General features: G+C 54.1%; 22 protein-coding genes. 8 read left to right on the forward strand and 14 right to left on the reverse strand.

Features of this window, described 5'->3' with window-relative positions; translation table 11 throughout:
• Window positions 1-398 (forward strand): protein-methionine-sulfoxide reductase heme-binding subunit MsrQ (locus tag INT22_RS20500; RefSeq protein ID WP_226912519.1); only part of this gene is annotated, 398 nt, incomplete at its 5' end.
• 29 nt (window positions 399-427) lie between these two features.
• Here INT22_RS20500 and INT22_RS08180 read toward each other — a convergent pair.
• Complete coding sequence (locus tag INT22_RS08180) at window positions 428-1,006, reverse strand: NAD(P)H-dependent oxidoreductase (protein WP_193060985.1); 579 nt, start codon at window positions 1,004-1,006, stop codon at window positions 428-430.
• A 186-nt stretch (window positions 1,007-1,192) separates the two neighbouring features.
• Between INT22_RS08180 and INT22_RS08185 the strand changes: the two genes are divergently transcribed.
• Window positions 1,193-2,095, forward strand: coding sequence for a LysR substrate-binding domain-containing protein (locus INT22_RS08185; protein ID WP_193060986.1), 903 nt, complete (start codon window positions 1,193-1,195; stop codon window positions 2,093-2,095).
• A 9-nt stretch (window positions 2,096-2,104) separates the two neighbouring features.
• Here the strand turns inward: INT22_RS08185 and INT22_RS08190 are convergent, their stop codons facing one another.
• The 5 genes from INT22_RS08190 to INT22_RS08210 all read right to left on the reverse strand — a co-directional run bounded on the left by INT22_RS08190 (window position 2,105) and on the right by INT22_RS08210 (window position 7,939).
• On the reverse strand, window positions 2,105-2,977 hold the full coding sequence (locus INT22_RS08190) for an alpha/beta hydrolase (RefSeq protein ID WP_193060987.1): 873 nt from the start codon (window positions 2,975-2,977) through the stop codon (window positions 2,105-2,107).
• Window positions 2,978-3,008: 31 nt separating this feature from the next.
• Window positions 3,009-5,420, reverse strand: a complete 2,412-nt coding sequence (locus INT22_RS08195) for a TonB-dependent siderophore receptor (RefSeq protein ID WP_226912520.1) — start codon at window positions 5,418-5,420, stop codon at window positions 3,009-3,011.
• An 83-nt stretch (window positions 5,421-5,503) separates the two neighbouring features.
• Complete coding sequence (locus INT22_RS08200) at window positions 5,504-6,478, reverse strand: FecR domain-containing protein (RefSeq protein ID WP_193068029.1); 975 nt, start codon at window positions 6,476-6,478, stop codon at window positions 5,504-5,506.
• Window positions 6,475-6,999, reverse strand: coding sequence for a sigma-70 family RNA polymerase sigma factor (locus tag INT22_RS08205; RefSeq protein WP_089039006.1), 525 nt, complete (start codon window positions 6,997-6,999; stop codon window positions 6,475-6,477). Before INT22_RS08205 ends, INT22_RS08200 begins: the two co-directional genes overlap by 4 nt.
• Window positions 7,000-7,054: 55 nt before the next feature.
• Complete coding sequence (locus INT22_RS08210; RefSeq protein ID WP_193068030.1) at window positions 7,055-7,939, reverse strand: helix-turn-helix transcriptional regulator; 885 nt, start codon at window positions 7,937-7,939, stop codon at window positions 7,055-7,057.
• 191 nt (window positions 7,940-8,130) lie between these two features.
• Between INT22_RS08210 and INT22_RS08215 the strand changes: the two genes are divergently transcribed.
• From INT22_RS08215 to INT22_RS08230, 4 genes are all read left to right on the forward strand, one after another.
• On the forward strand, window positions 8,131-9,297 hold the full coding sequence (locus tag INT22_RS08215; protein WP_193068031.1) for an MFS transporter: 1,167 nt from the start codon (window positions 8,131-8,133) through the stop codon (window positions 9,295-9,297).
• Window positions 9,298-9,542: 245 nt separating this feature from the next.
• Window positions 9,543-9,761 (forward strand): DUF1656 domain-containing protein, encoded by a 219-nt coding sequence (locus tag INT22_RS08220; RefSeq protein WP_193068032.1) that lies wholly within the window; start codon window positions 9,543-9,545, stop codon window positions 9,759-9,761.
• Complete coding sequence (locus INT22_RS08225; RefSeq protein WP_089039010.1) at window positions 9,761-10,633, forward strand: efflux RND transporter periplasmic adaptor subunit; 873 nt, start codon at window positions 9,761-9,763, stop codon at window positions 10,631-10,633. The genes INT22_RS08220 and INT22_RS08225 overlap by 1 nt, the downstream gene beginning before the upstream one ends.
• Window positions 10,634-10,636: 3 nt before the next feature.
• On the forward strand, window positions 10,637-12,709 hold the full coding sequence (locus INT22_RS08230; protein WP_193068033.1) for an FUSC family protein: 2,073 nt from the start codon (window positions 10,637-10,639) through the stop codon (window positions 12,707-12,709).
• Window positions 12,710-12,868: 159 nt separating this feature from the next.
• Here INT22_RS08230 and INT22_RS08235 read toward each other — a convergent pair whose 3' ends face one another.
• The 3 genes from INT22_RS08235 to INT22_RS08245 form a co-directional block, all read right to left on the reverse strand.
• The gene (locus INT22_RS08235; RefSeq protein WP_226912521.1) at window positions 12,869-14,104 is read right to left on the reverse strand and encodes an MFS transporter; all 1,236 of its coding nucleotides are present in this window, start codon (window positions 14,102-14,104) and stop codon (window positions 12,869-12,871) included.
• A gap of 68 nt (window positions 14,105-14,172) precedes the next feature.
• On the reverse strand, window positions 14,173-15,477 hold the full coding sequence (locus tag INT22_RS08240) for an MFS transporter (protein WP_193068034.1): 1,305 nt from the start codon (window positions 15,475-15,477) through the stop codon (window positions 14,173-14,175).
• Window positions 15,478-15,490: 13 nt separating this feature from the next.
• Entirely contained in the window at window positions 15,491-17,512 is a 2,022-nt protein-coding gene (locus INT22_RS08245; protein WP_226912522.1) for a TonB-dependent receptor, read from the reverse strand.
• 159 nt (window positions 17,513-17,671) lie between these two features.
• Between INT22_RS08245 and INT22_RS08250 the strand changes: the two genes are divergently transcribed.
• The gene (locus INT22_RS08250) at window positions 17,672-18,619 is read left to right on the forward strand and encodes a helix-turn-helix domain-containing protein (RefSeq protein WP_193068035.1); all 948 of its coding nucleotides are present in this window, start codon (window positions 17,672-17,674) and stop codon (window positions 18,617-18,619) included.
• Between the two features lie 123 nt (window positions 18,620-18,742).
• On the opposite strand, the gene INT22_RS08255 is transcribed toward INT22_RS08250, so the two are convergent.
• Together INT22_RS08255 and INT22_RS08260 are read right to left on the reverse strand one after the other, a co-directional pair.
• The gene (locus tag INT22_RS08255) at window positions 18,743-18,910 is read right to left on the reverse strand and encodes a hypothetical protein (RefSeq protein ID WP_193068036.1); all 168 of its coding nucleotides are present in this window, start codon (window positions 18,908-18,910) and stop codon (window positions 18,743-18,745) included.
• A 93-nt stretch (window positions 18,911-19,003) separates the two neighbouring features.
• Window positions 19,004-19,936: a LysR family transcriptional regulator gene (locus tag INT22_RS08260; RefSeq protein WP_193068037.1), complete on the reverse strand. Its 933-nt coding sequence runs from the start codon at window positions 19,934-19,936 to the stop codon at window positions 19,004-19,006.
• 139 nt (window positions 19,937-20,075) lie between these two features.
• Between INT22_RS08260 and INT22_RS08265 the strand changes: the two genes are divergently transcribed.
• On the forward strand, window positions 20,076-20,468 hold the full coding sequence (locus INT22_RS08265) for a RidA family protein (RefSeq protein ID WP_193060996.1): 393 nt from the start codon (window positions 20,076-20,078) through the stop codon (window positions 20,466-20,468).
• A gap of 443 nt (window positions 20,469-20,911) precedes the next feature.
• Here INT22_RS08265 and INT22_RS08270 read toward each other — a convergent pair whose 3' ends face one another.
• From INT22_RS08270 to INT22_RS08280, 3 genes are all read right to left on the reverse strand, one after another.
• Entirely contained in the window at window positions 20,912-22,108 is a 1,197-nt protein-coding gene (locus INT22_RS08270; RefSeq protein WP_193068038.1) for an MFS transporter, read from the reverse strand.
• 322 nt (window positions 22,109-22,430) lie between these two features.
• Window positions 22,431-23,186 (reverse strand): ion transporter, encoded by a 756-nt coding sequence (locus INT22_RS08275; protein WP_193068039.1) that lies wholly within the window; start codon window positions 23,184-23,186, stop codon window positions 22,431-22,433.
• Window positions 23,187-23,237: 51 nt separating this feature from the next.
• Window positions 23,238-24,266 carry an SO_0444 family Cu/Zn efflux transporter gene (locus INT22_RS08280; RefSeq protein WP_193068040.1) on the reverse strand — a complete coding sequence of 343 codons (1,029 nt, stop codon included), beginning with the start codon at window positions 24,264-24,266 and terminating at the stop codon, window positions 23,238-23,240.
• Window positions 24,267-24,363: the final 97 nt, after the last annotated feature.

Genomic DNA, 24,363 nt, shown 5'->3' on the forward strand with positions numbered 1-24,363 from the left:
TCCGCCGTCAGCTTGGTCTATGGACACTCGCCTACGCCACCCTGCATATGCTCAGCTACGCGCTGTTTATTCTAGGGCTTAACTGGACACTGTTGGGTAGCGAGCTGGTCAAACGGCCCTACATCATTGTTGGCATGATCGCACTGATCGGCCTTGCCGTATTGGGGGCGACCTCTAACAAATGGTCGATGCGCCGTTTAGGTAAACGCTGGAAGCCGTTACACAAATTTTCCTATGTCATTTTAGGGCTGGTACTGCTGCACTTCTTTTGGGTGGTGCGCGCCGACATGCAAGAGTGGGCCATGTATGCCGCCATTGCCACGTTAGTCATGGCAACCCGCCTGCCGCCCGTCGCGCGCACACTGCCAAAGCTGCGCTATAGATTGAGTCGTACTTAGGGCTTGTAAGAGCTATCAACCGACGAAACCTAGCCAAGTACGCAGCGCAGGTGCTTACGATAGGCAGATTTGTCGCGCGCTACATCTGGAGCCTTCATTACGTCGTTGGCGATAAAGGTCGGCAGGGCTTCTAAGCCGATAAATTCCTGAGATTTGTGGAACGGGAAGTAAACACCATCCACACCGCACCCTTCGAAGAAGTTATCCGGTTCATCGAACGCTTCCAAAGGCGCGTTCCAGGTTAACGACAACATATAGCGACGTCCCTGCAGCAGGCCACCACTACCGTACTGCTTGGTCGGGTCTTGGCGGCTACGGCCATCGCTGGCGTAAAGCGAGCCGTGGCCTTCTGTGAACACCTCATCAATGTAGCGCTTCACAATCCAGGGCGCGCCCATCCACCAACCAGGCATTTGATACACAATCGTGTCCGCCCACAGGTAATTCTGCACCTCGGCCTTCAGATCATAGCCTTGATCAATCACCGTCTCGCGTATCTGATAGCCCATTTCCTGCAGAGTGCTTACCGCCACGCCGTGCAGCGTATTATTGAGTTCACCGCCAGAGTGTGCAAACGCTTTACCGCCATTAATCAGCAGAATTTTCATTAATAAAACCTCTCATGATAGCCTGATATCCATGCTTATACTCTTTTGCATGGCGTTTAATGAACGGTATTGTGAGTTCAAAACATGCGAAAAAATAGCGACACGTCAGCAAGACACTTTTGATTTAAAATCAACAAACAGGGTATTCGCCATTAAGGCAACCGATAACGCTATGAACAGCACTCAATGAAAAGCACCCTTGAAGAACAGCAGGCCTTTGTGACGGTCGTCGATAGCGGCTCAATCACCGGTGCTGCAGAACGGCTTGACATTACCGTTTCTGGGGTTAGCCGTGCGCTCAACCGCCTGGAGCAAAAACTCGGCGCTACCCTGCTACGTAGAACCACGCGTCGCCTGGAGCTGACCGAAGAGGGAGAAACATTCCTAAACCATTGCCGCCGTATTCTCGCCGCCGTGGAAGAAGCCGAAGAAGCGATGCTGGATCGCCACAATCAGCCGCAAGGCAGGTTACGGATCAACGCCGCTCCCAGCTTTATGCAGTTCGTGATTGTGCCGGTGATTGGCGAGTTCCGCGCACGCTACCCTGGTATTACGCTGGAACTCGATACCCATGACCGCTTTATCGATCTACTGGAGCAGCGGGTTGATTTGGCCATCCGCATTGGCAAACTAGAAGACTCGTCGCTACACGCCCGCCGCCTTGGCCACAGCCCGCTGCGTCTTCTGGCCAGCCCCGCCTACTTTGAACGCAACGGCGCGCCGCAAAGCATCGACGACCTTCAAGAACACAGTTTGCTAGGCTTCAGCCAGCTCGATCATCTCAACCGCTGGCCTCTGTGCCGCGCCGATGGCCAACCCTTGCATATCACTCCAACGCTGGCGGCCTCCAGCGGAAGTACGCTAATAGAGCTGGCCATGGCAGGAGAAGGTATTGTCTGCCTCGCCGACTTTATGACCATCACTCCCCGTCGCAACGGCACACTGGTGGATGTATTACCCGATTGCATAGAAATGCAGACCCAAGCGGTCAATGCCGTGTACTACCGCCAAACTACGCTTTCCCAGCGCACCCGACTGTTTATGGAGTTTTTAGCTGAACAACTGCCAGGGAAGTATTTGATCGCTTAAATCACTCAATTAGCCGCCCCGAGTGCCCAGAAGCTGTTTGAGAACCCGCGATTCCAGCACAAAGGGAACGGACATATGATCTTCGCCCTCCACGGTGTGAAAACTGCTACGCAACCCGTATGCCGACAATGCTTCAATCCGCTGGTATAGCTGGCTAGCATCCTGCTGGTTCTGCAGAGAGTCGTTATCGGCCACGGCCAATGACAGGCTGTGATGGATAACATTTACCTCTCCGGCTTCTACCTGCTGCCTGAAGTCGCGTTCATGTTTCAACAGGTAGCTATTGTTCCACCAGAGACTGGGGCTGGCCGCGACAATGTGGTTAAACAGATCCGGCCGAGTAAATAAGGCATAAATCGCAAACATACCGCCGAACGAGTGCCCATAAAGGCTCTGGTGATTAGCATCCACAGGGAAACGCTCGGCAACCGCTGGCATTAGGCTGTGCTCGATAAAATCGAGCAGTTCATCCTGTCCTCCTTGAGGTGGTTCGTTGTGTTCCTCTGCCACCGGAGGAGATAAGTCGTAGGAGCGTCGCAGAAAGTTATGCGGCGCTTCTCCTGGATAACCAATACCAACAATGATGGCTTGGCGAAACTGCTCTTGTGCCCGCTTAGCCTCATGCAAGGAAGCGAAATAAGCGTTGCCATCCAACACATAAATCACCGGGTAACCGCCGCTATCAGGCACCTCGCCTTCCGGTTTACTGATCAGGATACGATAGGTGGCACCTTGCTCGTTTTGCATCGCCCATTCCAGCGTCTGATCAAGGGTCACCTGACGTTCGGCCGTAACGGGCGACGCATGTGCATGCGTTGTTTGCCCTAATACGGCCATTAAAGCCAGCCCGGTAAACACTAATATTCTGACGGATAATTGCATGACTAGTTGTCCTCGCGATGCTACGGCTTAATCACCATTTGTATGAGAGGCTGCCAATCAGGCTGCGCCCGGCACCGCGATAGCAATAGATACCCTCACAGGAAATGTGCTCTTCGTCCGTTACGTTAGTGGCGTTGAGGCTGGCACGAACTCCCTGTAAAGAGCCCGCGAAATCATAGTGAGCCGCCATATCAATCAGGCTGTATCCAGCGTTTTTATTGCTGTTGGCGTTATCAATGTACTCACTTCCGGTGTAGCGCACGCCACCGGAAAGATGCAGTCGCTCCAACGCAGGAACGCGATAATCCACCCAAAGGGACGCCAGATGGCGTGGGGTATTCGCCAAGTCACTCCCCTCGTTGCCATCATTATCTACGGTGATTTCGCTGCGGTTATAGTTGTAACTTGCCGTCATGCGCAGGTTATCGGTGACATTCCCAACAGCCTCAAGCTCCAACCCACGGGTGCGCACCTCTCCGGTTTGGATTTGAAACAGCGGATTGTCGAGATCGGTGGTTTTACGATTGGTTTCATCAATCTGGTAGATCGCCGCAGTCAACATCGCTTCGCTGCCCACTGGCTGGTATTTCAACCCCAACTCAAACTGCTCACCTTCGGTGGGATCAAAGTCATTGCCGCTTGCATCGGTGCCGCTCTCAGGCAAGAACGACTGCGCATAGCTAAAGTACGGAGATACCCCTGAATCGAACGCGTAAAGTGCGCCAAAGCGCCACGTGTTCTGTTCATCTTGGCTTTCGCTAGTAGTACCAGTGAGGTTGTTGCGAGTTTCGTCCCGCACCCAATCGCGACGCAGACCGGCGGTCAAACGCCAGTTATCGAGTTTAATCTGATCCTGTAAATAAAGGCCTCTACGATGGTTTTTACCACTGTCGTTGGTCCAAACGTTACTCGGCTGAGCGACAGGCTGACTATAATCCGGGTTGTCGATATCGATCGACGGCGCGCTGCCACCCGCATAAATAACATCGTTCTCAAGATAGGCGTAATCGACGCCTAACATCACCTGGTGCTCCACCGCGCCCTGATCAAAGGTCGCCATCAGCCGGGTGTCGGTGCTAAGCGACTCCATCTCTTCGTAAAGGCCGACACTGCTGCGGTTTAGCGTTGTACCGGCTAAGGTACCTGCTGAAAGGTACTGATTGGTGGCATCCACCTGACCGTAGCGTACATTTTGCTGCAGTTGCAGCTGGTCACTCCAACGGTGGTTAAATTCATAGCCCAGTGCCCACTGCTGTTGATCCAGCTTGTCGTAATCTTCATCGCCAGCCCAAAAATGGGTCAAGTTATCACCATCCTGATAAGGGCGCGGTGAGGCGGAGGTCTGGCGCTCCTGATACTGCGTAATAAAGGTAATGTCGGTACGTTCGCTCATCTGCCAATGGAGAGTAGGCGCCAGCAAGGTGACGTCATTATCCACCTGTTCGATATCTGTTTGTGCATCGCGCATAACACCCACTATGCGGTACTGCACATCGCTGCCTATATCTCCCCCCACATCGAACTGGCCTTGCAGGTGGTCATGACTGCCGACCTGCAGCTGCACTTCCTTCGTCGCATCCACCTGCGGACGCTTGCTGACCCGGTTCACCAGCCCACCGGGTGAAAGCTGACCATAGCGCATCGAATCGGGGCCTTTAACCACCTCAATGCGTTCCAGGTTATAGGGCACGGTGGAATAGTAAGAGAGCCAGCCACTATTGGGTTGGCGCAAGCCATCAAGAAAATCGCCATGATATACCGTCGGAAACCCCCTCACCGAGATCAAGTCAAAGCGCGGGTCCATCCCCGACGCTTCCACTCGAACCCCTGCCGTGTAGGCCACCGCCTGCTCTACGGACGACGGCTGGCGGTCACGAAGCTGCTCTGCGGTGACCACACTGATGCTTTGCGCAAGCTCTATCAGCGGTGTATCGGTTTTGCTACCTGCCGAGGTGCTAAAGGCCAAATAACCATCACTAGCGATTCGGCTGCCCACCACTTCCACGGTATCTAACACCATGTTTTCTGAGCTACCCGTTTTCTCCATGACATAGTCCGCAGGCCCCCGCTTGACCACTTTCAAACCACTGCCCTGAAGCAGCTGGGCAAACCCCTCTTCCACGCTATAACGTCCATGCAATCCAACGCTTTGCAGGTCTTCAGTGAGATAAGCAGAAAAAGACAACACAACGCCCGCATGACTAGCGAACTGACTCAATACACTGCCCAGTGCCCCCGGTTCGATGTTGTATGCCTGTTGGCTAGCAGCCTGTTGCGACTGTCCATCCACTGTTTGCGCCTGTGCCGCCTGAGCAGGCAACAGCACCATCGAACTCATCAGGGCACAGCCCAGGGCAATACCGCCAAGCGCACGCGTGGATTTGCCACCATGGTGGTATCGAAGTGATATGAGTGTCTGCTTGGGTTCAAAGGATGTGGTCATCGTTATCTCGTCAATTCCAGAATCGGTTGCTTTATCTCTGGGTCGAACGAGATCGAAAAAGGGACAATAAATAATCCAAGTTTTTATTCGCTAGGTTTTAGGGTTACCCAATATTGGGTCAAGCGGTCGACGCTAACCGGCAACGCATTGGCAATGGCTTGGAGCGCCCGGTCGATATCATCAATAGGGAAAGCGCCTGACACTCTCAACCCAGCAATAGAGGGGGCACAGCGCAGTACACCTGTGCGATACCGGCTCAGCTCTGCTACCAAACGGCTCAGTGGCCAGTCCACCGCCACCAGTAGACCGCGCGTCCAGCTATCCGCCTGAGCGTTGGCGGTGGCCACTTCCACATTAACCGAGCTCATCTGCGCCTGCTGTCCGGCAACAAGACGTTGCGTCTCACCACCCGCCGACTGCGGGATCAACTCGACCTGATCTTCCATCACGGTAACCTGGGTCGACGTATCCAGCTTACGCACGGTAAACACGGTGCCCAACGGCACCACAGCGCCCTGCTCGGTATGCACTTGAAGCGTTTTGGCAGCAGTCACGTTTCCAGTTCCATCCCGCGTGCGAATAAAGATTTCGCCTGCATAAAGGCGAATCAACCGGGCAGTCGAGGTTTCCACTATATCCAGTGCGGTGGCGGTATTGAGCACCAGTTGCGTACCGTCCGCCAGCGTATATTGGCGCCGCTCGCCCCGTGCGGTACGGTGGCTGGCCATCCAGCTTTCCACAGGTGCCTGCTGCCAAGCCAACGAGCCCAGGGCGCCTCCCACTGCCAACAAGGCAAAGCCGCGCAGCACGGCTCGTCGGCTATGACTCTGGCGTTGTTTGATCTGCAACGCATTGAGCGAAAGAGTGCCAGGCATCACCTGCAATTGCTGACGCAGTTTTTCTACCTGCTGCCAAGCCTGAAGATGATCCGGATCCGCTTCCAACCAAGCATTATGTGCCTGTTTTTGCTGCTCAGTAACATCCTCCGCGCACAGCAGTGCGTACCAGCGGGCAGCCGCTCTGAGAGTATCTTTGCGGGCTGACTGGGTATCGCTCATAGCGATTCTTCGCACATCAACAGCAGACAATGTTCAGTCGCCTTAGCCATGTACTTTTTCACCGAGCTGACGGATACCCCCAAGCGTTCGGCGATCTCGGCATAACGCAGCCCCTCCAAATGGCAGAGCAAAAATGCCTGGCTTACCTTGTTGCCTAACCCTTCCAACATTTCATCAATCTGCAACAGGGTTTCCAGAATCAAGGCCTGCTCTTCTGGCGAGACAACCACCGGCTCAGGTTGCTGCTTCAAGGCTTCTAACCAGGCTTTTTCCAATGCATCCCGACGCACAAAGTCCACCCATACCCGGCGGGCGATGGTGGTCAGAAAGTTACGTGGCTCATGCAGTTTGCTAATTTGGGAGGAATTACTTGGGGAGGAGAGAATGCGCAGGAAGGTATCCTGAGCCAGATCAGCCGCCTGCCAGCTACAGCCCGTTTTGCGCTGCAGCCAACGCTGCAACCAGCCATGATGTGCATTATACATCTCGGCCAATGGCGTATTCTCAGCTGAAACAGGCATTCCCCCTCCGATAAACGATCAGCAAACGGAGAGACATTCTAATAACAGCCATTAGTTAATACAAATCATTATTATTTTCTTTAAGAATACTATTGTCCTCACAAGCAGCGACCCACTCATGAAAGGACCTCTCCTCGGCGTCGCTCCCCTTGAGGGCATAATAAACCAGCCGTAAGTGGCGCTCTTCATCAACGGTTAACGTCGTGTGCTCGAACGCCACCTCGCCCAGCTCCTCAAGGTAAAGATGACGCACTCCCTGGCAAGGGGCGTTGACCTCCTGGGTTTTCCACACCAGCTTAAACTCAGGCGAAACCTTGGTTAACTCTTCGACAAGCTCATCAATAGAGGGGTCTTGCGCCGCACGGGCAAAGTCGCGCCGAAAGCTGGAGAGCATTTGGCTGACCTGCGCTTCCCAAGGTGATAAGCGCTGACGCATACCAGGGTCGGTAAATAGCAGCCACAGCAGATTGCGGCGCTCAGGCACATGGGATGAGAAGTTGAACAGCCTATCGGCGGCACCGTTCCACGCCAGCACATCCCAGCGTAAGTTAAGAATATACGCAGGCCGTGTCGGCAAATCGTCCATCAACGTTTGGATCAGCGGTGGCACGCTGCACCAGGTTTTGCCTAGCTCAGAGGGTAGCCGCTGATGAGTCAGTAAGAACAGATGGCGGCGCTCAGCCGCATCCAACTTAAGCGCTTTGGCTAGATTGTCCAGAAAAGTCGCCGATACGCTAATATCGCGCCCCTGCTCTAACCAGGTATACCAAGTCAGTCCCACGCCCGCTAAGGCGGCGACTTCTTCGCGTCTTAACCCCGGCGTACGCCTTCGGCGGCCACGAGGCAGGCCCACCTCTTCCGGGGCGATTTTCTCTCGATGTTTACGTAGAAACTCAGCCAAGTCTTGCCGCGCTCGAGTCAGCGTCCGGGGAGCTGTCATTTTGTTACCTTTAATAACTTATCATTTTTAAGAACTTTTCATTTTTAATAACTTTGCACTTTTAATAGCTTAGTACTTTTAGTAATAGCATAAACAGTTAAATTGTACCCCTCTTAAAGCCTCTCCAGAATAGCCCTTCGCTGGCAGAACGCCCGGTGATTTTTCGATCCTTAATTAACATGGAGAGCGTGATGGCTGACCAATCTCGTCTATCGGTATATCTAGTGGCACTAGGTGCGTTTGCGCTTGGGATGGCCTCTTATGTGACTGCAGGGCTAATTCCACTCATCGAAGATGCCTTTAGTGTCTCTGCTGCCACGGCTGCTCAGTTAGTCACGGCATTTACCTTAGCCTATGGCTTAGGCTCGCCTGTCGTTGTTGCCCTTCTGCCCGGTCATCATCAACGCGTGGGCTTACTACTGGCGCTAGCCGTGTTTATTGTGGCCAATATCGCCAGCGCCCTGGCCACCAGTTTTATATCCCTCGCCATATGGCGGGCGGTCGCTGGCGTTGGTGCAGGGGTTTATCTTGCGATGGGCATTGCCGCCTCTGCTGCCATCACACCCGAAGTAAATCGAGGTAAAGCCATTGCGATTATTATGGGCGGCATGGCGAGTGGCACTGTATTGGGTGTACCGGTCAGTCTATTGCTGGCGGAACGTTTTGGCTGGGCGTCAGCGATGTGGCTTATTTCAGTACTCGGCATCATCGCCTATGCTGGGCTTCACTCCAAACTGCCTGCACTACCCTCCCTACCGTCACTGCCGCTTGCCCGCAAACTGGCTATTTTGAAAGCCCCGCATGCCATGGCCATTCTGGCGGTTTCCTTATTGGGCGCCGTTGCTAGTTTGGGTATGTATACCTTTATCGCCCCTTTTATGGCGGCTACCGAGTCAGGCGCTGTTCAGTCGATTACCGGCTATTTATGGGTATGGGGGATTGGCGGCGTCGTGGGCAGTTTTCTGATTGGGCCTCTGGTGGACCGGTTTATCGGCCCTGTGATTACCCTGGCAATTATGTTGCTGCTCTCTCTAGCGCTCATTGCTCTGCCTGTCACGGCGTCGGTTCACCCACTGCTGACGTTACTGCCTATTGCGCTTTGGGGTGCTGTGGGCTGGGCGCTGCAAGTGCCACAAAACAACGAGCTGATTCGTACGCGCCAACCCCACGGCGACGGTAACCTGGCGGTTGCCCTCAATGAATCAGCGCTCTATTTAGGCAGTGCGATAGGCGCTGCCAGCGGAGGCATTATATTGGCCCTCCAGCTTCCCGTTTCGACACTAGCGATGGGGGCGGGGGTTGTCGCCGCGGTAGGTGCGGCAACACAGCTAATCATCGTCATGCGCACGAAACGCTAGCTCAGTTCGTGCACGCCAAGTGGCATGAAGAGAGTGGCATGAAGAGTGCCGCTTGGCGGTTGTGCATAGATCGGCCTCATGCTTAACACCTGAACAGAGCGTATTTCGATAAAGCAAGATTAGCTTACGCTTTCTATACTGCTGATTATTGGCAGTGTCAGAAGCGGTCGCAAAACAACTGACCCTCCGAGAGTTAACGTACTCATATTGTTTCTATTATTGTTCTCCAGCTATTCAAGGATATTATGGGTCTTCAGGAAATCGCTGTCGGTGGCATCCTTCTTAGCCCACTGCTGATCTATGCCCTCTTGGGCTTCATCGTCACTCTGGTGACCCGCACGCTGCTTCACTGGGTGCTGGGGCAGCATACATTGTGGTACGCAGCGTGGTTCGATCTGTCGCTCTTCGTCATCCTTACGGCTGGCATTACCTGTGTATTTACTATTCTGCTCGGGGGTTCTTGATGCGCCATTCGCTCCGACTGCTACTTACTCTGGTTATTGTCGCACTTGCTATTGCCGCCGGTACCTGGCTATGGCGTTACTATCTTTATACTCCCTGGACCCGCGACGCTCGTATTCATGCAGAGGTCGTTACGATTGCGCCTGATGTATCGGGTTGGGTGCATACGCTCAATGTCACCGATACCGATTACGTTACCCAGGGCGACGTACTGTTTGAGATTGATGACACCCGTTATCAAACGGCAGTCGACAGAGCCCAGGCCACGGTTGAACACCGTCAAGCAACGCTCGAACTCAGCCGCGCGGAAGAGAGCCGGCGGAATCAACTGCGTAGCAGTCGTGCGATTAGTGCAGAAGATCAGCAGGTTGCCCAAATCAACTCACGTATTGCTGCCGCCGATCTAAATCAGTCCCAGGCCGACCTCATCAGTGCCCAGCTTGATCTAGAACGAACACAAGTAACCGCGCCGGTCAGCGGCCATGTGCTTAACGTGCAATTTGTCGCGGGTAACTACGTAAATCGCGGCACCTCGGTAATGGCACTGATCGCCGCCAACTCTTATTACGTGGTGGGCTATTTCGAAGAGACCAAAATGGCGTCGATCAACGTAGGCGACCCGGTCGAGATCATTCTAATGAACGGCGCCCCCCATCTGGATGGCCGAGTGGCGGGTATTGGCCGAGGCATTGCCGATAGCAACACCACCCTTAACCAGCAACTACTACCACAGGTGGCGCCAACGTTTAACTGGGTGCGCTTGGCACAGCGTATCCCAGTGCGCATTTCGTTAGACAACGTCCCTGACGACACGCTGCTTAGCGTCGGCATGACAGCAACGGTACGCGTCCACGCTGCCGAGCAGCCTGAGTGATCCATGTCGCCGTTTGTTAATACCTACCTGACGCCCAATGCCACGGCGGTTAAGTTCGCTATCAAAACCACCTTGGCAATGATGCTGGCACTCTATGTGGCTCTCTGGTTCGACCTGGAAAGACCTTACTGGGCGCTAATGTCGGCTGCTTTTCTCCAGGTTCGACCGATGAGCGGCATGGTGATCGAAAAAGGCATCTGCCAGCTTAGCGGCACTGTTATCGGGGCCGTTGCAGGTATCGTGATAATGGCGCTGTTCGTCCAAGCGCGCATACCCGCGCTGATCGTATTGACGGCTTGGATTATGCTGTGCACTTATGTCGGTTCACTGTGGCGTAACAACTACACTTACGGCTGCCTGATGGCTGCCGTCACCGCAATGCTAATTGTGGTGATTTCCAGCGGAAGCACACCAGCGGGTATTTTCGACATCGCCGTGGCCCGGCTTTCCGAACTGGGGCTGGGTGCAGTCTGCGCGATGCTGGTCAGCTCGCTACTCTGGCCATCTCATGTGGGTACGCACCTTGCCACCCAGGCCGACAGCGTCATCAACGAAGCCTTCGAGCATGCCGCCCTGCGTTTGGAAGCCAGCAACGATATTCCAGCGATGCAGAAAGCTCTGCGGAGTAGCCTAGCGCCATTAACACTACTGGAAACCGATAGCCAAGCGGCCCGTTTTGAGGGTCCTGTCGGCCCTGGCCGAGTGCGCGCCACCCATGTACTAACGCGGCGTACGCTGCGCTTTTTCGCCAACCTCCAAGCACTTCATCAACTGATGTATGACCACGCCGACCGGCTCGACCCACAAAGTATCAAGCTTGCATGTCGGGTCGCTCAGGGCTTTCGTGAGGCAGAACACGTCAAGGGGGTCGCGAAAGCAAGAAAAGCACTCCAGGTGCTACGCCATCAGGTTCATGAAAGTGACCAGGAGAACAGCATCGCCCCGCTCGACCAGCGCCTTCGCTTGGGGCTGCGCGAATCGATTGGCCATGCGCTGGTGATGCTCGACGCCCGCGAGGCAATTGCTTCACCGGGGCGCCATAAACTACGCTCATCGCCGCTAGCTTGGCACCGTGACCACCTTGCCGCCAGTATTAACGCCATACGCTCGGGGTTGCTGTTTGCGCTACTGGCAACTTTCTGGATTGTTACCGCTTGGAATAGCGCCATGATTGCTATGATGCTGGGCACACTGTTTTCAGCCTTTTTCGCCAGCCGCGAAAACCCAGTAGCCATTACGATGATGTTTTACAAAGGCATGTTGGCGGCGATTCCCAGCGCCTTTCTATTCGGCCATGTACTGCTCTCCCAAGCCAATGGTTTCCCGATGCTAGCGATGCTGTTTGGCACGCCACTATTTTTAGGCTTACTGGGAGCCACTAACCCGGCCACCATGGGGTACTGCTTAGCCTTTGCTATTTTCAACATTCTGCTGACCATGCCTGGCAACGGCATGGATTTCTCTTTCGATAGCTTCGCCAACCGGGTGGTAGCCGTGGTGATTGGGCTGACCTGCGTCGTTATGGCTTTTCGCCTACTGCCAGGGCCAGGTGCACGACTTAGGAGGCGGCGTCTGATTAAGGCAATTTCCCAGGATATCGATGGGCTACGCCGACGTTCAATTCGAGATGCGGAAACCCGCTTCAGCGGCCATATGGCCGACCGACTACTGCAGCTCGCTCAGCACGACGATATGCTCCCCGAGGACCAACGCCATCTGTTTATTTTAGGCCTGACAGGGCTCGACTTGGGCACCGCGATGTTGCGCCTACGTGACCGTCTTGACGATGCGCCGCATCCGTTAATCCGCCGAACGCATCAAGACCTACTGCAGACGCTGGCCAAGGGTTTTGCAGAGAGTGCCAACGGGCGGCCGCCCCAAGGCATTCGCGAAGCTGGTCAGCAGTTGGAAGCGGCGATTGAGACCTACGGTGACATCCCCGCCGACCGTCTCGTGCTTATGAAAGGCTTGGTTGAACGACTCGAACTGGCCTTAGAGCGTCTTGCGCGCATTATGGCGGAGCGGCTACATAGTAAGCCTTCAGCTAAGCAGCGCTTGTCGACATCATCACAGTGAGCGAATAAATCAATGTGATAGAGCGTTTCGCCTTTGCCAGCTAGATTGCCGAGAAGTACCTTGTCCTAGCTAAAACGTAGAAGCTGGGCGCTGGGCAAAGCGGCATTTCTTAGCGATGGAAAGACGCAGCGAAGCAGGTAGCTTTCCCCTATCATCAACTCATATTTTCACGTTGCGTCCGGCAGGAAGAGATACGATCAATTCGATAGCGAGGATGCAGGCCAACAGCACAATCGGTACGTTCCAATCTCCTGTATGATGGTAAATAGTACCAACCAATAGCGAGCCAGCCGCTGCGATCAGGTAGCCGATAGTCTGCGCCATAGCCGAGATACGGGTGGCAGTGTCGATACTGGCAGCCTTAGCGACGAATAGAAAAGCGCCCAATGATGGGCCTGCACCTTGGCCGAAGCCGAGCAGCAAGGCCCACAGCATAGCACTGCCCACAGAGCCAAACTTCAACCCCAACGTGCCAATAAGGCACAGCAACACCGTCATCACGATGTAGGGACGTTGATCTCGCCTGCGCGAAGCCAGTAGCGGTGTGGCAAAGCTGGCAACCATCAGACTGACCTGAGAAGCAGAGAACACCATGGCCGCAGTGACCTGGGTGGCACCGCGATCCATCAGGATGGTAGGCATCCACGGCAGAAACACATAGAGGTTGAGCGCCTGTAGACCAAAAAACAGGGTGATTGACCAAGCCATGCCGCTCCGATACACATTAACGACAGGCGCAGAATTCACGCCTGCTGGGCCGTTAACGGCGCTGTGCGGTAACTGTGAGTGTTTTCGTAGCTGTGGCAACCAAAACACCAGGGCCAGCATCGCCGGGATGGCCCACAGGCCCAGAGATCTATACGCCGCCCCGACATCCTCGCCCATCAGTTGGAATAGCGGAAAGGAAACGCTAGCCCCCAGTACAGCGCCGACGCCTAACATCAGCGCATAGATGCCCATCACTATACCAATACGCTGCGGATCGAAGCGTTTTCGCGCCAACGCTGGCATGATGACATTCATCACTGCAATGCCCGCACTGCCCAAAACAGTGCCGAGAATCAGACCAGGCTCGCCAAACCAGCGCGCACCACATCCTACACTCAACAGTGCCAGTGCCAGGAAAAGCGCACGCTCCTCTCCAAGCCATTGTCGCAACCGGACACCGGGAATCGAGAAGAGCCCTAACAGTGCCACAGGCAAAGCACTCACCAGCAAGGTGGATGTGGCCCCCAATTCCAGGTTCTGCAGCAAGGGGCCGACGGTGGCGAAAATCAACCGCAGGTTCAGCGACACCAGGATAAAGCCGACCCAAAGTGTCCAGGATTGGGGGGTGCGCGCTTGAGTTACGTGGGCCGCCATCGTGGCAGCTGTGTGAAGGGATTTTTCTTGCATGCCTACTTTCCTTTTTCTAAAACGGTACACACTTCTCAAAGACGGTGGATTATTGGTAACAATCTGGCTTATCCAGATGCTCTACCAGAGGCCGGCCCCTGAATCGACGCGGTGGTATAGATACGATGGCGGGAGTACCAGGCGAACAGGCACACCAAAATCAGGGTTAGCGACAAGCCCTCAAGCATCCCGACATAACCAAAGCGATCAAGCAGCACGCCAGCCAGTAAAGGCGCAGTGGTGCGCGAAGCCACGAACAGGCTGGACTGGATACCGTAGTCAAGTGCCGCCAAACCTGGACGGGTATGATGCATCATTAATCCGAACATCAGCCCAGCCGAAGCCCCCATGGCCAGCGCCAGGGCCATCGCCACAGCAATCAAAGCGTATTGCCCCACGCTGCTCACCACCACGACCGTGAGAGACAGCAGAACCAGTAGGTTCACCGCGGCGAACAGCGGTAAAGCCGCGGTGGCCCCGATCAAGCGGGCGATATGTCCGGCCACTAAACTAGAAATAGCCGCCACAAGACCGCCAAGCACCCCGGCAATCCAGGCTATGCTTTCTTGCTCGAATCCCATGTCCAGCATCAAGGGTTTAAGGTAGACCCAGGCCGCGCCTATACACGGGAAATAGAGCACCAGTAGCATCGCCCAGATCCGGTGCGGGGCCCCTCTGAAGTAGCCGATCCAATCACGTAGACTGGCTTTGGACTGCTCGACCAACGGCGCTGGTGATAACGTGATGTCGTCAGGTTGTCGATGTGGCCGCAACCAAGGCACCAGTACCAAACCTGAGAGCACACCAATTGCGAGGGTGACGAAGGGCCATGCCCAGCCAAGCCGCGCATGCAAAATCAGCATGATGCCTCCGCCCCCAATAGCCGCCAGCGAAGTGGCCAGCGCACGGATGGCACCCGCACGCAGGCGCTCAGATTCAGGCAGTATCTGGATAGCCAACGCATTGATCGGAACATCAACCCATGTGCCCAATAGACAGACCGTCACGGTCAGCAGGAATAACAACCCGCTTGGGGTATCCCTCAATGAATACATGCCTAGCCATAGCAGCGCCAACACGTAGGCCATTCCCAATACCAGAGTCCAGTTGCGGTAGCTGGCCTGGCCCAGTCGCCAGCGATCCACTGGCGTGGCTAGCACGAACTTGAGCATCGCTGGCAGACCCGCGAGTTGAAGCATGCCGATCTCGGTGCCACTCCAGCCATGCTGGCGCAGTATCAGTGGCAATCCAACGAACAAGTAGATCACCGGAGCGGTCAGCACCAGGTTCAACCATCCCAACAGTAACTGCTGCGGCCACCAGGAACCTACGCGCTCCAAGGATTGCAACCGGTGATGGGTATGAATATTCATGATGCCCATCTCCTTACAAACGCCAAGCCAGGCGCAGACCCACTTCGCGGGGTGGGCTGTAAACCGTAACAAAGCCGTTCTGGTAGCCCACAGCATCGTAGGTCTTGTCGGCAACGTTATTGGCATACGCCGAAATCTCCCAGTTACCTCGTTGGTAGCCAGTCACCAAATCGATCAAGCCATAGCCATTGCGCCAGTGCTGATTGGCCGCATCCAAATAGACATTGCTACTCCCCCTCACACTAGCTTGCGCGTACCATCCCTCCAGGGCGTCGTAACGGATGCCGATGTGCCCAGTCAGGTCTGGCGCAAAGGGGTTCCGATTACCGGCATAATTCGAGTCGCCATCCTGGAAGTGATCAAAGTTAGTCCGGTTCCAGGCCAAGCCTGCTTTTAGCTGCCAGCCGTCGCCCAGCAAGTAGTCCATGTCCAGCTCAACGCCTTTGGAGCGTGCCGTGGCTGCGCTGGTGATATACATGAATCCAGGTACCGGCATCTGCATAACCTGCATGTCGTCGATATCCATGAAGTAGACCGCCAGCGAGTAGCGCAGGCGCTTGTCGGACGACCAGCCCTTAAAACCGGTTTCGTATGACCAGTTCGTCTCTGGGGCGAACGCAGCGTAGTTGGTTGCCGCAGACAGGGCGTTGAAGCCCCCCGTGCGAATGCCATGGCTGGCACTCGCATACCACTGGTGCTGAGGGTTGAACTGGTACTGCAGGGCAAGTTTGGGGGAAAAGTGCGTCCAGTCGCGTTTTTGTGTCAGCGCCCCTTGCGGCTGAATTTCTACTGCACTGCGCTCCACTCGCGCGCCGGCCATCAGTGACCAAATATCGGTCAATGGCATGTTCCAGTGAGTGAACAAGGCAAAGGTGCGACTCTTCTGGTCTGCCCGCAAATCTTCTTGCTGCCTCATGCGCTGTCCCACGTTGCGCAGATCATTGGCGCCACGGTCAGCATAAACACCGGCCAGCCAATCCGAATCTCCCATTTTACCGTCTAGCCGGAGCTCCTGGGACAACGTGCTCAGATGATGATCGCGACGGATATGCATCACTTCAGCAGGCATGAAGTCCGTATCCTGCTGAATATCATCCCTGAAATCGTTCCATGCCGTAATGGAATGCAGCTGCAATCCGGACGCGAAAGTATGCGAGGCCTTTAGGGAAAGGGTTTGACCACTTGACTGATTCCAACCTTCCGTACCGGAAGCCACGTGCTGCCTTGGTGATGTAGGGGCACCCCACAGGGCAGCACCATCGTCGTAGTCCTGATGCGCATAGCGCAACACCAAATCAGTGGCAGCGCTGGGAGTCCAACGTACCCCTAACTTCAGGTGGCGACGTTGACGGTCATCTTCCTTACGGCCAGTGAAGATGTTGTCGATAAAGCCGTCCTGCTCCAGCGATGAACCAGAGATACTGGCATAGAGCCTATCTTCGACGAGCGGCTGGCTTAGGGAGAAACGAATAGCCCGTTTGTCGCGGTTAGCTATTTCAACCGACGCGCTAGCACGAGCGATATTGTCCATCGGGAGGCTATGAATGGCGATCACACCAGCTTCAGCATTGCGACCGTAAAGAGTGGACTGTGGTCCACGCAACACCTCGACGCGATCCACATCAAGGAAACTATCCTCGAAGCCTTGCGCCGTCAGAGTAGGCACACCATCGACCAGCAGCAGCGTGGAGGTCGAAAAGGTATTGAAATTGGCCGTCAGCCCACGCATGACAGGCGAGTTCATGCCCGCCTGCCCGAAAGGTTGGAACGACAGGCCTGGTACACGTCCTTCGAGCTGTTCCATGGTGACAATGCCGGACTGCTTGATGTCTAACCCATCGATCATCGACACGCTGGCGGGAATTGCCTCCAGTGGCCGTTCAGTCTTGTCGGCGGTAACGTTAATGGCAGGCAACTCAGATGGCGTTTCCTTTCCATTTTCCACAGCATTGTCGGCAAAGACCATATTTGAGTGCGCGAGCATTGGCAAAGTAAACAAAATGGCGCAACTAAGAGTGCTACGTTCGTTTTTCATGCGTCAATCCAAGAAAGTTGAAGCGTTCATTCGTCTTGGATCACTATAAATATCAAACGCGAATAGGTATTATTTATAACTTAGGAATTCCGGATTTTCCGTTTGGCATTTCGGAGTAATACGCCGATCAGGTCAAAAATGGGGCTTGAAGGAGATGCAATGAATTACCGTCTAACGTCGTTGGATATATCTACACCAGTGCGCATCGGGCAGTCCGCATGGCGTCGCTCACAGCTTACCGAAGACCTGGGAGACTGCATCACGGATCATCTAACGTTTGATGATGGCTTAGCTTTGGCTTACGCACATTACATGCCGCGCTTCGATCTGCTGGAGACACGTACCATCGAACGAAGCAATAGCTCTCTCACCGTGACGATTGCCCTCGAAGGGCAATCAAGCACTACAGGCGTAGATGGACAGTGTTTCAACTTCGTTGCGGGGCATAGCACCATTGCCGCATTCAGCAGCGTTCGAGGTGAACGACTTTTTCCAGCCAACCAATCAATACGCCAGTTACGTCTGATCGCCGATGAAGCGCTGTTGGATAAATACGGTTTCACAGGTTTACTTGACGACATCAACAACGATCACTCTGCCAGTCATTTGTTCTTCGGCAAGCACAACGGTGCCACCCAGAGATTGGCCAACTCGCTGGTTCATCTTCATCACCATACAGCCAATCTGCTGGATACCCAGATCGCCGCACTCAGTTTACTGTCTGAACAAACCCGGCCACTCCTCCCTCACCTAGTGCAGCGCACTGGAATCAAGTCAGATGACCAGGATCGGATACTACATGCCAGAGAGATTCTGCTAAGCCAATTTGACCGTTCGCTGACCATTGCCTACCTATGCGTGGCTGTCGGCACCAACGAATTCAAACTAAAACAGGGATTTCGAGAACTATTCGGCATCAGCCCCCATCGCATGCTGACCCAAATCCGCATGCAAAAAGCTTGGGAGTTGTTGGAAACAGGGCAGCGCGTTTCCAGCGTGGCCTATCGGGTTGGCTACCAGCACCTATCCAGCTTTAGCGCTGCTTTTGAACAGTACTATGGTAGAACACCCAAATCGGTGGCTCAGCGATCAAAATCTGACCCTTAAAATAAGGCGAGCCTTTGCGAGCGCCGCCCTGGCAGTGGATGGATTAAACAGAGCGCTAGCGAATTGTTGGCACAGAGCGTTACGTCTTTTCCAATTTGATTGCCGAGAAGGCCTTTACCCTAACTAAAGCGTCGCTGCTGGGGCGCTTTCGCGAAATGAAACTGCTGTCTCGAAAATGACCGTTAACGATGCCAGCAAGATAAGCATACAGATCACTTGGCTGAGCACCGAAAACCCATTCTGCTGACGTGCTTCCGGTGCCAGTTGCCGATAAAGTGCAGCTTTATTCATTGTTATACTCAAGCTTACCCATCACCTTATTCAATTCCATTGCACGCAAACAGCTGACACAGTCCTTACCACTAAAGACGCTTCAGCGTCAGGTCAGTATCTATGTGTTTGCCGATCAATCATGGGCGCATGCTGATCCATCAACTCCACGACCCAATCGATAAACACGCGCAGCTTGGCGCTTACATGCCGATTCGGTGGGAAAGCGACGTACATCGGCATTGGATCGAGATACCAACCATCAAATAGGCGAACCAGCTCCCCGCGAGATACGTGTTCCCTGGCCATGTAGTCAGGAAGCCACACTACGCCGAGCCCTGCTAGGCCTGCCGCAAGACCGGCATTACCGTCGTCGACCGAAATCACATAGCGCCCTTGTACGGTGACGCGCTCCCCGTTGCGGTACATGGCGTAAGGTGAATCCACCCCGGCACGGGCCCATCGGAGCCCTACAATGTAGTGAGGCGGAGCAGAGAGTTCTTGCGGGTGCAAAGGCAAACCAGCACTTTTCAGATAGCTCGGCGCTGCGTAAACGCCGATCTGAAGGTCGCCTACGCGGCGCGCCACTAATGATAAATCCGTGAGTTCTCCGCCGCGCACCACACAGTCCACGCTTTCACCTATCAGATCCACCATGCGATCACTCGCCCCCATATCGATTTGAATATCGGGATATTGAGCGTGGAAAGCAGGCAACGCTGGAATCAAGATCATGCGCGCGAAAGGGCTGGGCACGTCCACCCTTAGTCGGCCGCGAGGCAACACCGAGGCGTTGGAGAGGCTGGTTTCAGCATCATCCATATCGGCTAATAGCTTTATAACGCGCTCGTAATAGGCGGCACCGTCAGCCGTAACGTTAACCTTACGTGTGGTGCGGTTGAGCAGCTTTACACGCAGGCGCGCCTCTAGCTGTTGCACCAGTTGCGTCACGCTGGTCTTGCTCATGTGGAGCGTCTCGGCTGTCTTGGTAAAGCTGCCCGTTTCCACTACTCGGGCAAATGCCTGCATGGCGTTAAAGCGATCCATGGCTATACCATCCCCCGTGATTGTTTGAAAATTACAAATAATGTTGAACAGAATTCGCCGTTTATCCACACAAGATGGGGGCTTAAAGTAACTTCATCGTAAACAACGGGTCGGTGCCGACCTACTGATGGAGATTCACATGGCTAAGCGTGACGTTATTTTCCCCTCCGGCCGCCAAGCGCTTTATGACCAAAACACCTATTCCGCCGCCGTTCGTTCTGGCGACTTTCTGTTTGTGTCGGGCCAAGTCGGCAGTCGTGAGGACGGCTCTCCCGAGCCAGATTTTGCCGCCCAGGTGCAGCTTGCTTTCGACAACCTACAGAGAGTACTGGAAGCAGCGGGCGCAAGCTTCGAGGACATCGTTGATGTGACAAGCTTCCATACTGATCCGGAAACTCAGTTTGCCACGGTAATGGAAGCAAAGGCGCGCGCGTTCCCGGAGAAACCCTACCCGAACTGGACGGCGGTTGGTGTGACATGGCTGGCGGGTTTCGATTTTGAAATCAAAGTCATTACAAAATTACCTGAATAAGCAGGAATACTTCTCATAGGACTATGCGCTGCTAAGTAGCGGCGCTTCTAGTGGCGGCCTCGATAGACTCCTGGAAGCGCAGAACGTCGCGAGGACTTGATGGAGGCACTAACACCGCTTTCCCACCGCGCCACCAGCGGCCTCTTGGTTGATAGTGCACGGCCTTGCCGAGCCGGAATGGCTGATCGCTTTCGAGGCCGAGGCGGTACTGCTGGGATACGCCCCAGACAGCTAAATGATCGCACCACGTTTAGTAGCAACTCTGGAAAGCGACGAGGCTTGCAACTCTATCGCTCTGAATAAAGAGTTGGCGAGACCGTTATCCTAGGCCAGGGGTGGCTGGACGAACCGCCCGGGCAGTGGTTGGATTAAACTGAGTGCCAACGAACCGAGGGCACTAGCGTTTTATCTTTTCCATTGAGATTGCCGAGAATCTCCTTGCCCTAACTAAAGCGTAGTTGCTGGGGCGCTTTAGATTGATCAAAACGGAGGCTCATCACTATCAGTCCAATAAAAATCACCCCAAGCATCAGCCATGCCTGTTCAAACCCTCCCAGCATGTCTTTTATCAACCCCGCCGCGACAGGTGCTAAAGAGGCAATGAGATAGCCGATGCCCTGCACCCAAGCAGTCAGTTGGCCAGCTAGCACAGGGTCGTCTGAGTGATCCATAGTGATGATCAAGCTTAAGGGAAAAAGGCCACCAATTCCTAACCCCAACAGCGCGGTTGCCAACCAAGCCATGGTTTTAGGCATTAGCCCAAGAAGCAAAAAGCCCGTCACCGACAACAGCAGTACCAGCAATAACACCGGGCGACGGTCTTCCATTTGTTGAGCCAGTATCGGAAACGTTAGGCCAGCCATCACCTCGATGGCCGTTAGCCAACTAAGCGCCAGCCCTGCTTGCGTTTCAGACCAACCTAAATGGATAAAGGTGGGCGGAATCCAAGCAAGAAGGCAGGTATAACCCGCTGTGCCTAAACCAAAGAAAATCGCCAACGACCAAAACCGAGGCTGCCGCGCCATCGCTGAAAAAGCGATGCTAACGCTGTTGTTTTGACTAGGGGCTGGCAGTACTTGCCTGCGCATCACCCAGCCAACGAGCCCTGCAAGTGCTAAAAGCCCCCATAACGCCAAGGCGTTCTGCCAGCCAATATAGTCGCTCACTACAGGGGTAATGGCAGAGGCAAGCGCCGCGCCCCCCATAATGGAGGCAATATAGAACCCCATCACCATTGGGGTTTTCTCGCCTGCTGCCTGTTTTATCACCGCAGGAAGTGCGGCCTGGATAAACGCTATGCCAATGCCGGCGCCCAGTGCAGCTGTCCATAAACCTGCATACCCGAAGTCAAACCAATGCAACGCATCCGATAAAGCAATCGACACAAGCGCCAGAGTAATCACGCTGTTAAAGCCGATCCGCTTTGCGAGCAATGCGCTAGCAAAACACCCCAGCCCCATCGCTAATACCGGTAACGTGGTTAAAAGCGACAGCTGTGTAAATGAAAGGCTTACATCGTGACGGATTGCCTCAACCAGCGGCCCAATAGCTGCCATGGATGGCCGCAGGTTGAGCCCAATAAGAATGATCAGCAGGATCGTTCTTACCAACGGTATTGATCTCGAATTGCTATTGCGCATACCCACTGCCCACCCTTTATCGGCCATTGCTAAATAAGAATCGGCGTTTACTGTAAAACCTCAGGTTAACTTGAGGTCAAGAGAAATAATGGATCAGCGCATAGACTCTGGGGAAAGGGCATTGAGTGTGGACGAGGTGGCGAAAAGGAGCGGACTTAAGGTATCGACGATTTATGACTACGCCGCTGAAGGACTAATAACAAGCTGGAGAATTGAAGCTTCGTAGTCAGGTAGGATGTGTATTGTCTATGGCGGCCTGTCTCTTCATCAATACACATTTCATAACACAGGAGATATCAGGGCGCTTAACTTTACTGTTTCCTTATTTCTGTTTCTTCTGAAATGCATCGCTAAACGCCGCCGCTAAAATGCCAGTGGGCATGGCGATAATGCCGATACCTGCAACGGCCGTTAACCCCGCAAAGAATTTCCCTACCGCAGTTACTGGCGTGACGTCGCCATAGCCTACCGTCGTCAGCGTAGCGATACTCCACCAAAGCGCCCGGGGCACGCTACCAAACGCTTCAGGCTGAACTGCTGCCTCCACCACATAAAGACAGCAGGATGAAAACAGCAACAATAACCCAGCCACGCCTGCGCTTAACCATAGTTCGTGAGAACGAGACTGCAGCGCTTCTGCCAGCGCGGTCCATGCTTGGCTAAACCTGCCTAATCTAGCTAGCCGCAGCATGCGCGCTAAGCGCAACAGTCTCAGTAAGAACGCATTGTTCTGAGCAATAAATCCCAGAAAATACGGCAAGATCGCCAATAAATCGACCAAAGCCCAGAATGAAAACACATAGCGTAATCGCCCTTTCCAGCCGCGATAACGGGGATCTTCACCAATGGCATACAGCCGCAGCAAATACTCCACAATAAAGATCACTACAAACACAGCTTCCAACGTAGGGAAAAGATACGGTAGAAGCATCCGCAGCGTTGGTTCCGTCTCCAGAATTGCTGTCAGCGCTGCCAATAGAATCAGTACACAAATGACTTTATTGGTTACCGACAGCCCTAACTGTAAACGGACTTCTGGTGCCAACTGCCGATAGAGCGCGGCTTTTGATATTTTCATGCTTAGCAGGGCTTGTAAGTAAGTTTTAGCTTGGAAGCGACCACTATACCCCTAAAACCCCAACAACCGCTTACGCATAGGACGAATAGAGAACAGTACCAGTGCGCCTAAAGCCAACCACTCGACAGATGCAGGTAGCAGCTCCTGAACTTGGTTCGCCTGCTGAACCGGATCCCAACCTGTCATCGCCAGCCCTTGATCAAACACCCAGCCAATCAGCACCGTCACCAGCAGAATGCTGACGAGATAAACCGCTAACGCTTGGTTTCCAAACTCACGCCGCAGAATAGCCAGGGTGGCTAGGCTCGTCACAGGGCCAGCAAGTAGAAAAACTAACGCCATCCCCGGTGAAATGCCTGCCAATAGCAAGCCAGCGGCAACCGGTGTAGCTGCAGTCGCACAGATATATAAAGGAATACCAATGACCGCCATAAGGATTAGCGCCAACAAGCCACCCGAAAAACCTACCAGGGTTTCCGGCGGCACAAAGGTAACCAGCACCCCCGCCAGCAATAAACCGGCAAACATCCAACTACTAATGTCATCCAATAAATCGCTAAAGGCATACTTTAACCCTGCGATCACCCCTGTCGACTCAGTGGCATGTGCGTGAGCATGGCCATCATCAGCTCCTTTTGATGCACAGCAGCTGCTAACAGGAGTGCTTTTCGGCAGCGCTGATTGGCCAGTAAAGCCCACTAAAATGCCCGTCACTATCGCCGTTACCAAGGCTCCCAACACGCGCGCCAGCGCCATTAATGGGCCCAAGAGCACACTGGTAATGAGCATTGAATCCACCCCAACGCCGGGTGTACTAATCAGGAAAGACGTGGTTGGCCCACGGCCCGCCCCACCCCGATGCAACGCCAGTGCGGTGGGAATCGCCCCGCAGGAACACAGTGGCAACGGCATACCAATCACCGCTGCGCGTAAAATGCTGCCCAGTCCACGCCCCCCCATCCAACGCTGTAATAGATGTTCTGGCATTAAAGCCTTAATTAATCCCGCAATCACCAACCCCAGCAGCAGCCAAGGCGCGGCGCTTAACGCAATACTCAACAACTCATTAATCAAACTCATCGTCGGTTACCTGCTTGTTAGTCAAGAGAATAACGACTAGCCTAAACCCTGTAATCGTTACAGGGTCAAGCCAATGAAACGCTACTATCGTATCGGT

The sequence above is a fragment of the Halomonas sp. 3D7M genome (assembly GCF_014897885.1).
GTDB lineage: Bacteria > Pseudomonadota > Gammaproteobacteria > Pseudomonadales > Halomonadaceae > Vreelandella.

Bases quoted from the DNA above. Each gene is read 5' to 3' on its own strand.
- INT22_RS08200 (WP_193068029.1), bottom strand. From the start codon at position 6,478: ATGAGCGATACCCAGTCAGCCCGCAAAGATACTCTCAGAGCGGCTGCC.
- INT22_RS08205 (WP_089039006.1), bottom strand. From the start codon at position 6,999: ATGCCTGTTTCAGCTGAGAATACGCCATTGGCCGAGATGTATAATGCA.
- INT22_RS08225 (WP_089039010.1), top strand. From the start codon at position 9,761: ATGCGCCATTCGCTCCGACTGCTACTTACTCTGGTTATTGTCGCACTT.
- INT22_RS08260 (WP_193068037.1), bottom strand. From the start codon at position 19,936: ATGGATCGCTTTAACGCCATGCAGGCATTTGCCCGAGTAGTGGAAACG.
- INT22_RS08180 (WP_193060985.1), bottom strand. From the start codon at position 1,006: ATGAAAATTCTGCTGATTAATGGCGGTAAAGCGTTTGCACACTCTGGC.
- INT22_RS08210 (WP_193068030.1), bottom strand. From the start codon at position 7,939: ATGACAGCTCCCCGGACGCTGACTCGAGCGCGGCAAGACTTGGCTGAG.
- INT22_RS08185 (WP_193060986.1), top strand. From the start codon at position 1,193: ATGAAAAGCACCCTTGAAGAACAGCAGGCCTTTGTGACGGTCGTCGAT.
- INT22_RS08270 (WP_193068038.1), bottom strand. From the start codon at position 22,108: ATGCGCAATAGCAATTCGAGATCAATACCGTTGGTAAGAACGATCCTG.
- INT22_RS08255 (WP_193068036.1), bottom strand. From the start codon at position 18,910: ATGAATAAAGCTGCACTTTATCGGCAACTGGCACCGGAAGCACGTCAG.
- INT22_RS08190 (WP_193060987.1), bottom strand. From the start codon at position 2,977: ATGCAATTATCCGTCAGAATATTAGTGTTTACCGGGCTGGCTTTAATG.
- INT22_RS08280 (WP_193068040.1), bottom strand. From the start codon at position 24,266: ATGAGTTTGATTAATGAGTTGTTGAGTATTGCGTTAAGCGCCGCGCCT.
- INT22_RS08215 (WP_193068031.1), top strand. From the start codon at position 8,131: ATGGCTGACCAATCTCGTCTATCGGTATATCTAGTGGCACTAGGTGCG.
- INT22_RS08235 (WP_226912521.1), bottom strand. From the start codon at position 14,104: ATGCAAGAAAAATCCCTTCACACAGCTGCCACGATGGCGGCCCACGTA.
- INT22_RS08265 (WP_193060996.1), top strand. From the start codon at position 20,076: ATGGCTAAGCGTGACGTTATTTTCCCCTCCGGCCGCCAAGCGCTTTAT.
- INT22_RS08220 (WP_193068032.1), top strand. From the start codon at position 9,543: ATGGGTCTTCAGGAAATCGCTGTCGGTGGCATCCTTCTTAGCCCACTG.
- INT22_RS08240 (WP_193068034.1), bottom strand. From the start codon at position 15,477: ATGAATATTCATACCCATCACCGGTTGCAATCCTTGGAGCGCGTAGGT.
- INT22_RS08275 (WP_193068039.1), bottom strand. From the start codon at position 23,186: ATGAAAATATCAAAAGCCGCGCTCTATCGGCAGTTGGCACCAGAAGTC.
- INT22_RS08230 (WP_193068033.1), top strand. From the start codon at position 10,637: ATGTCGCCGTTTGTTAATACCTACCTGACGCCCAATGCCACGGCGGTT.
- INT22_RS08195 (WP_226912520.1), bottom strand. From the start codon at position 5,420: ATGACCACATCCTTTGAACCCAAGCAGACACTCATATCACTTCGATAC.
- INT22_RS08245 (WP_226912522.1), bottom strand. From the start codon at position 17,512: ATGAAAAACGAACGTAGCACTCTTAGTTGCGCCATTTTGTTTACTTTG.
- INT22_RS08250 (WP_193068035.1), top strand. From the start codon at position 17,672: ATGAATTACCGTCTAACGTCGTTGGATATATCTACACCAGTGCGCATC.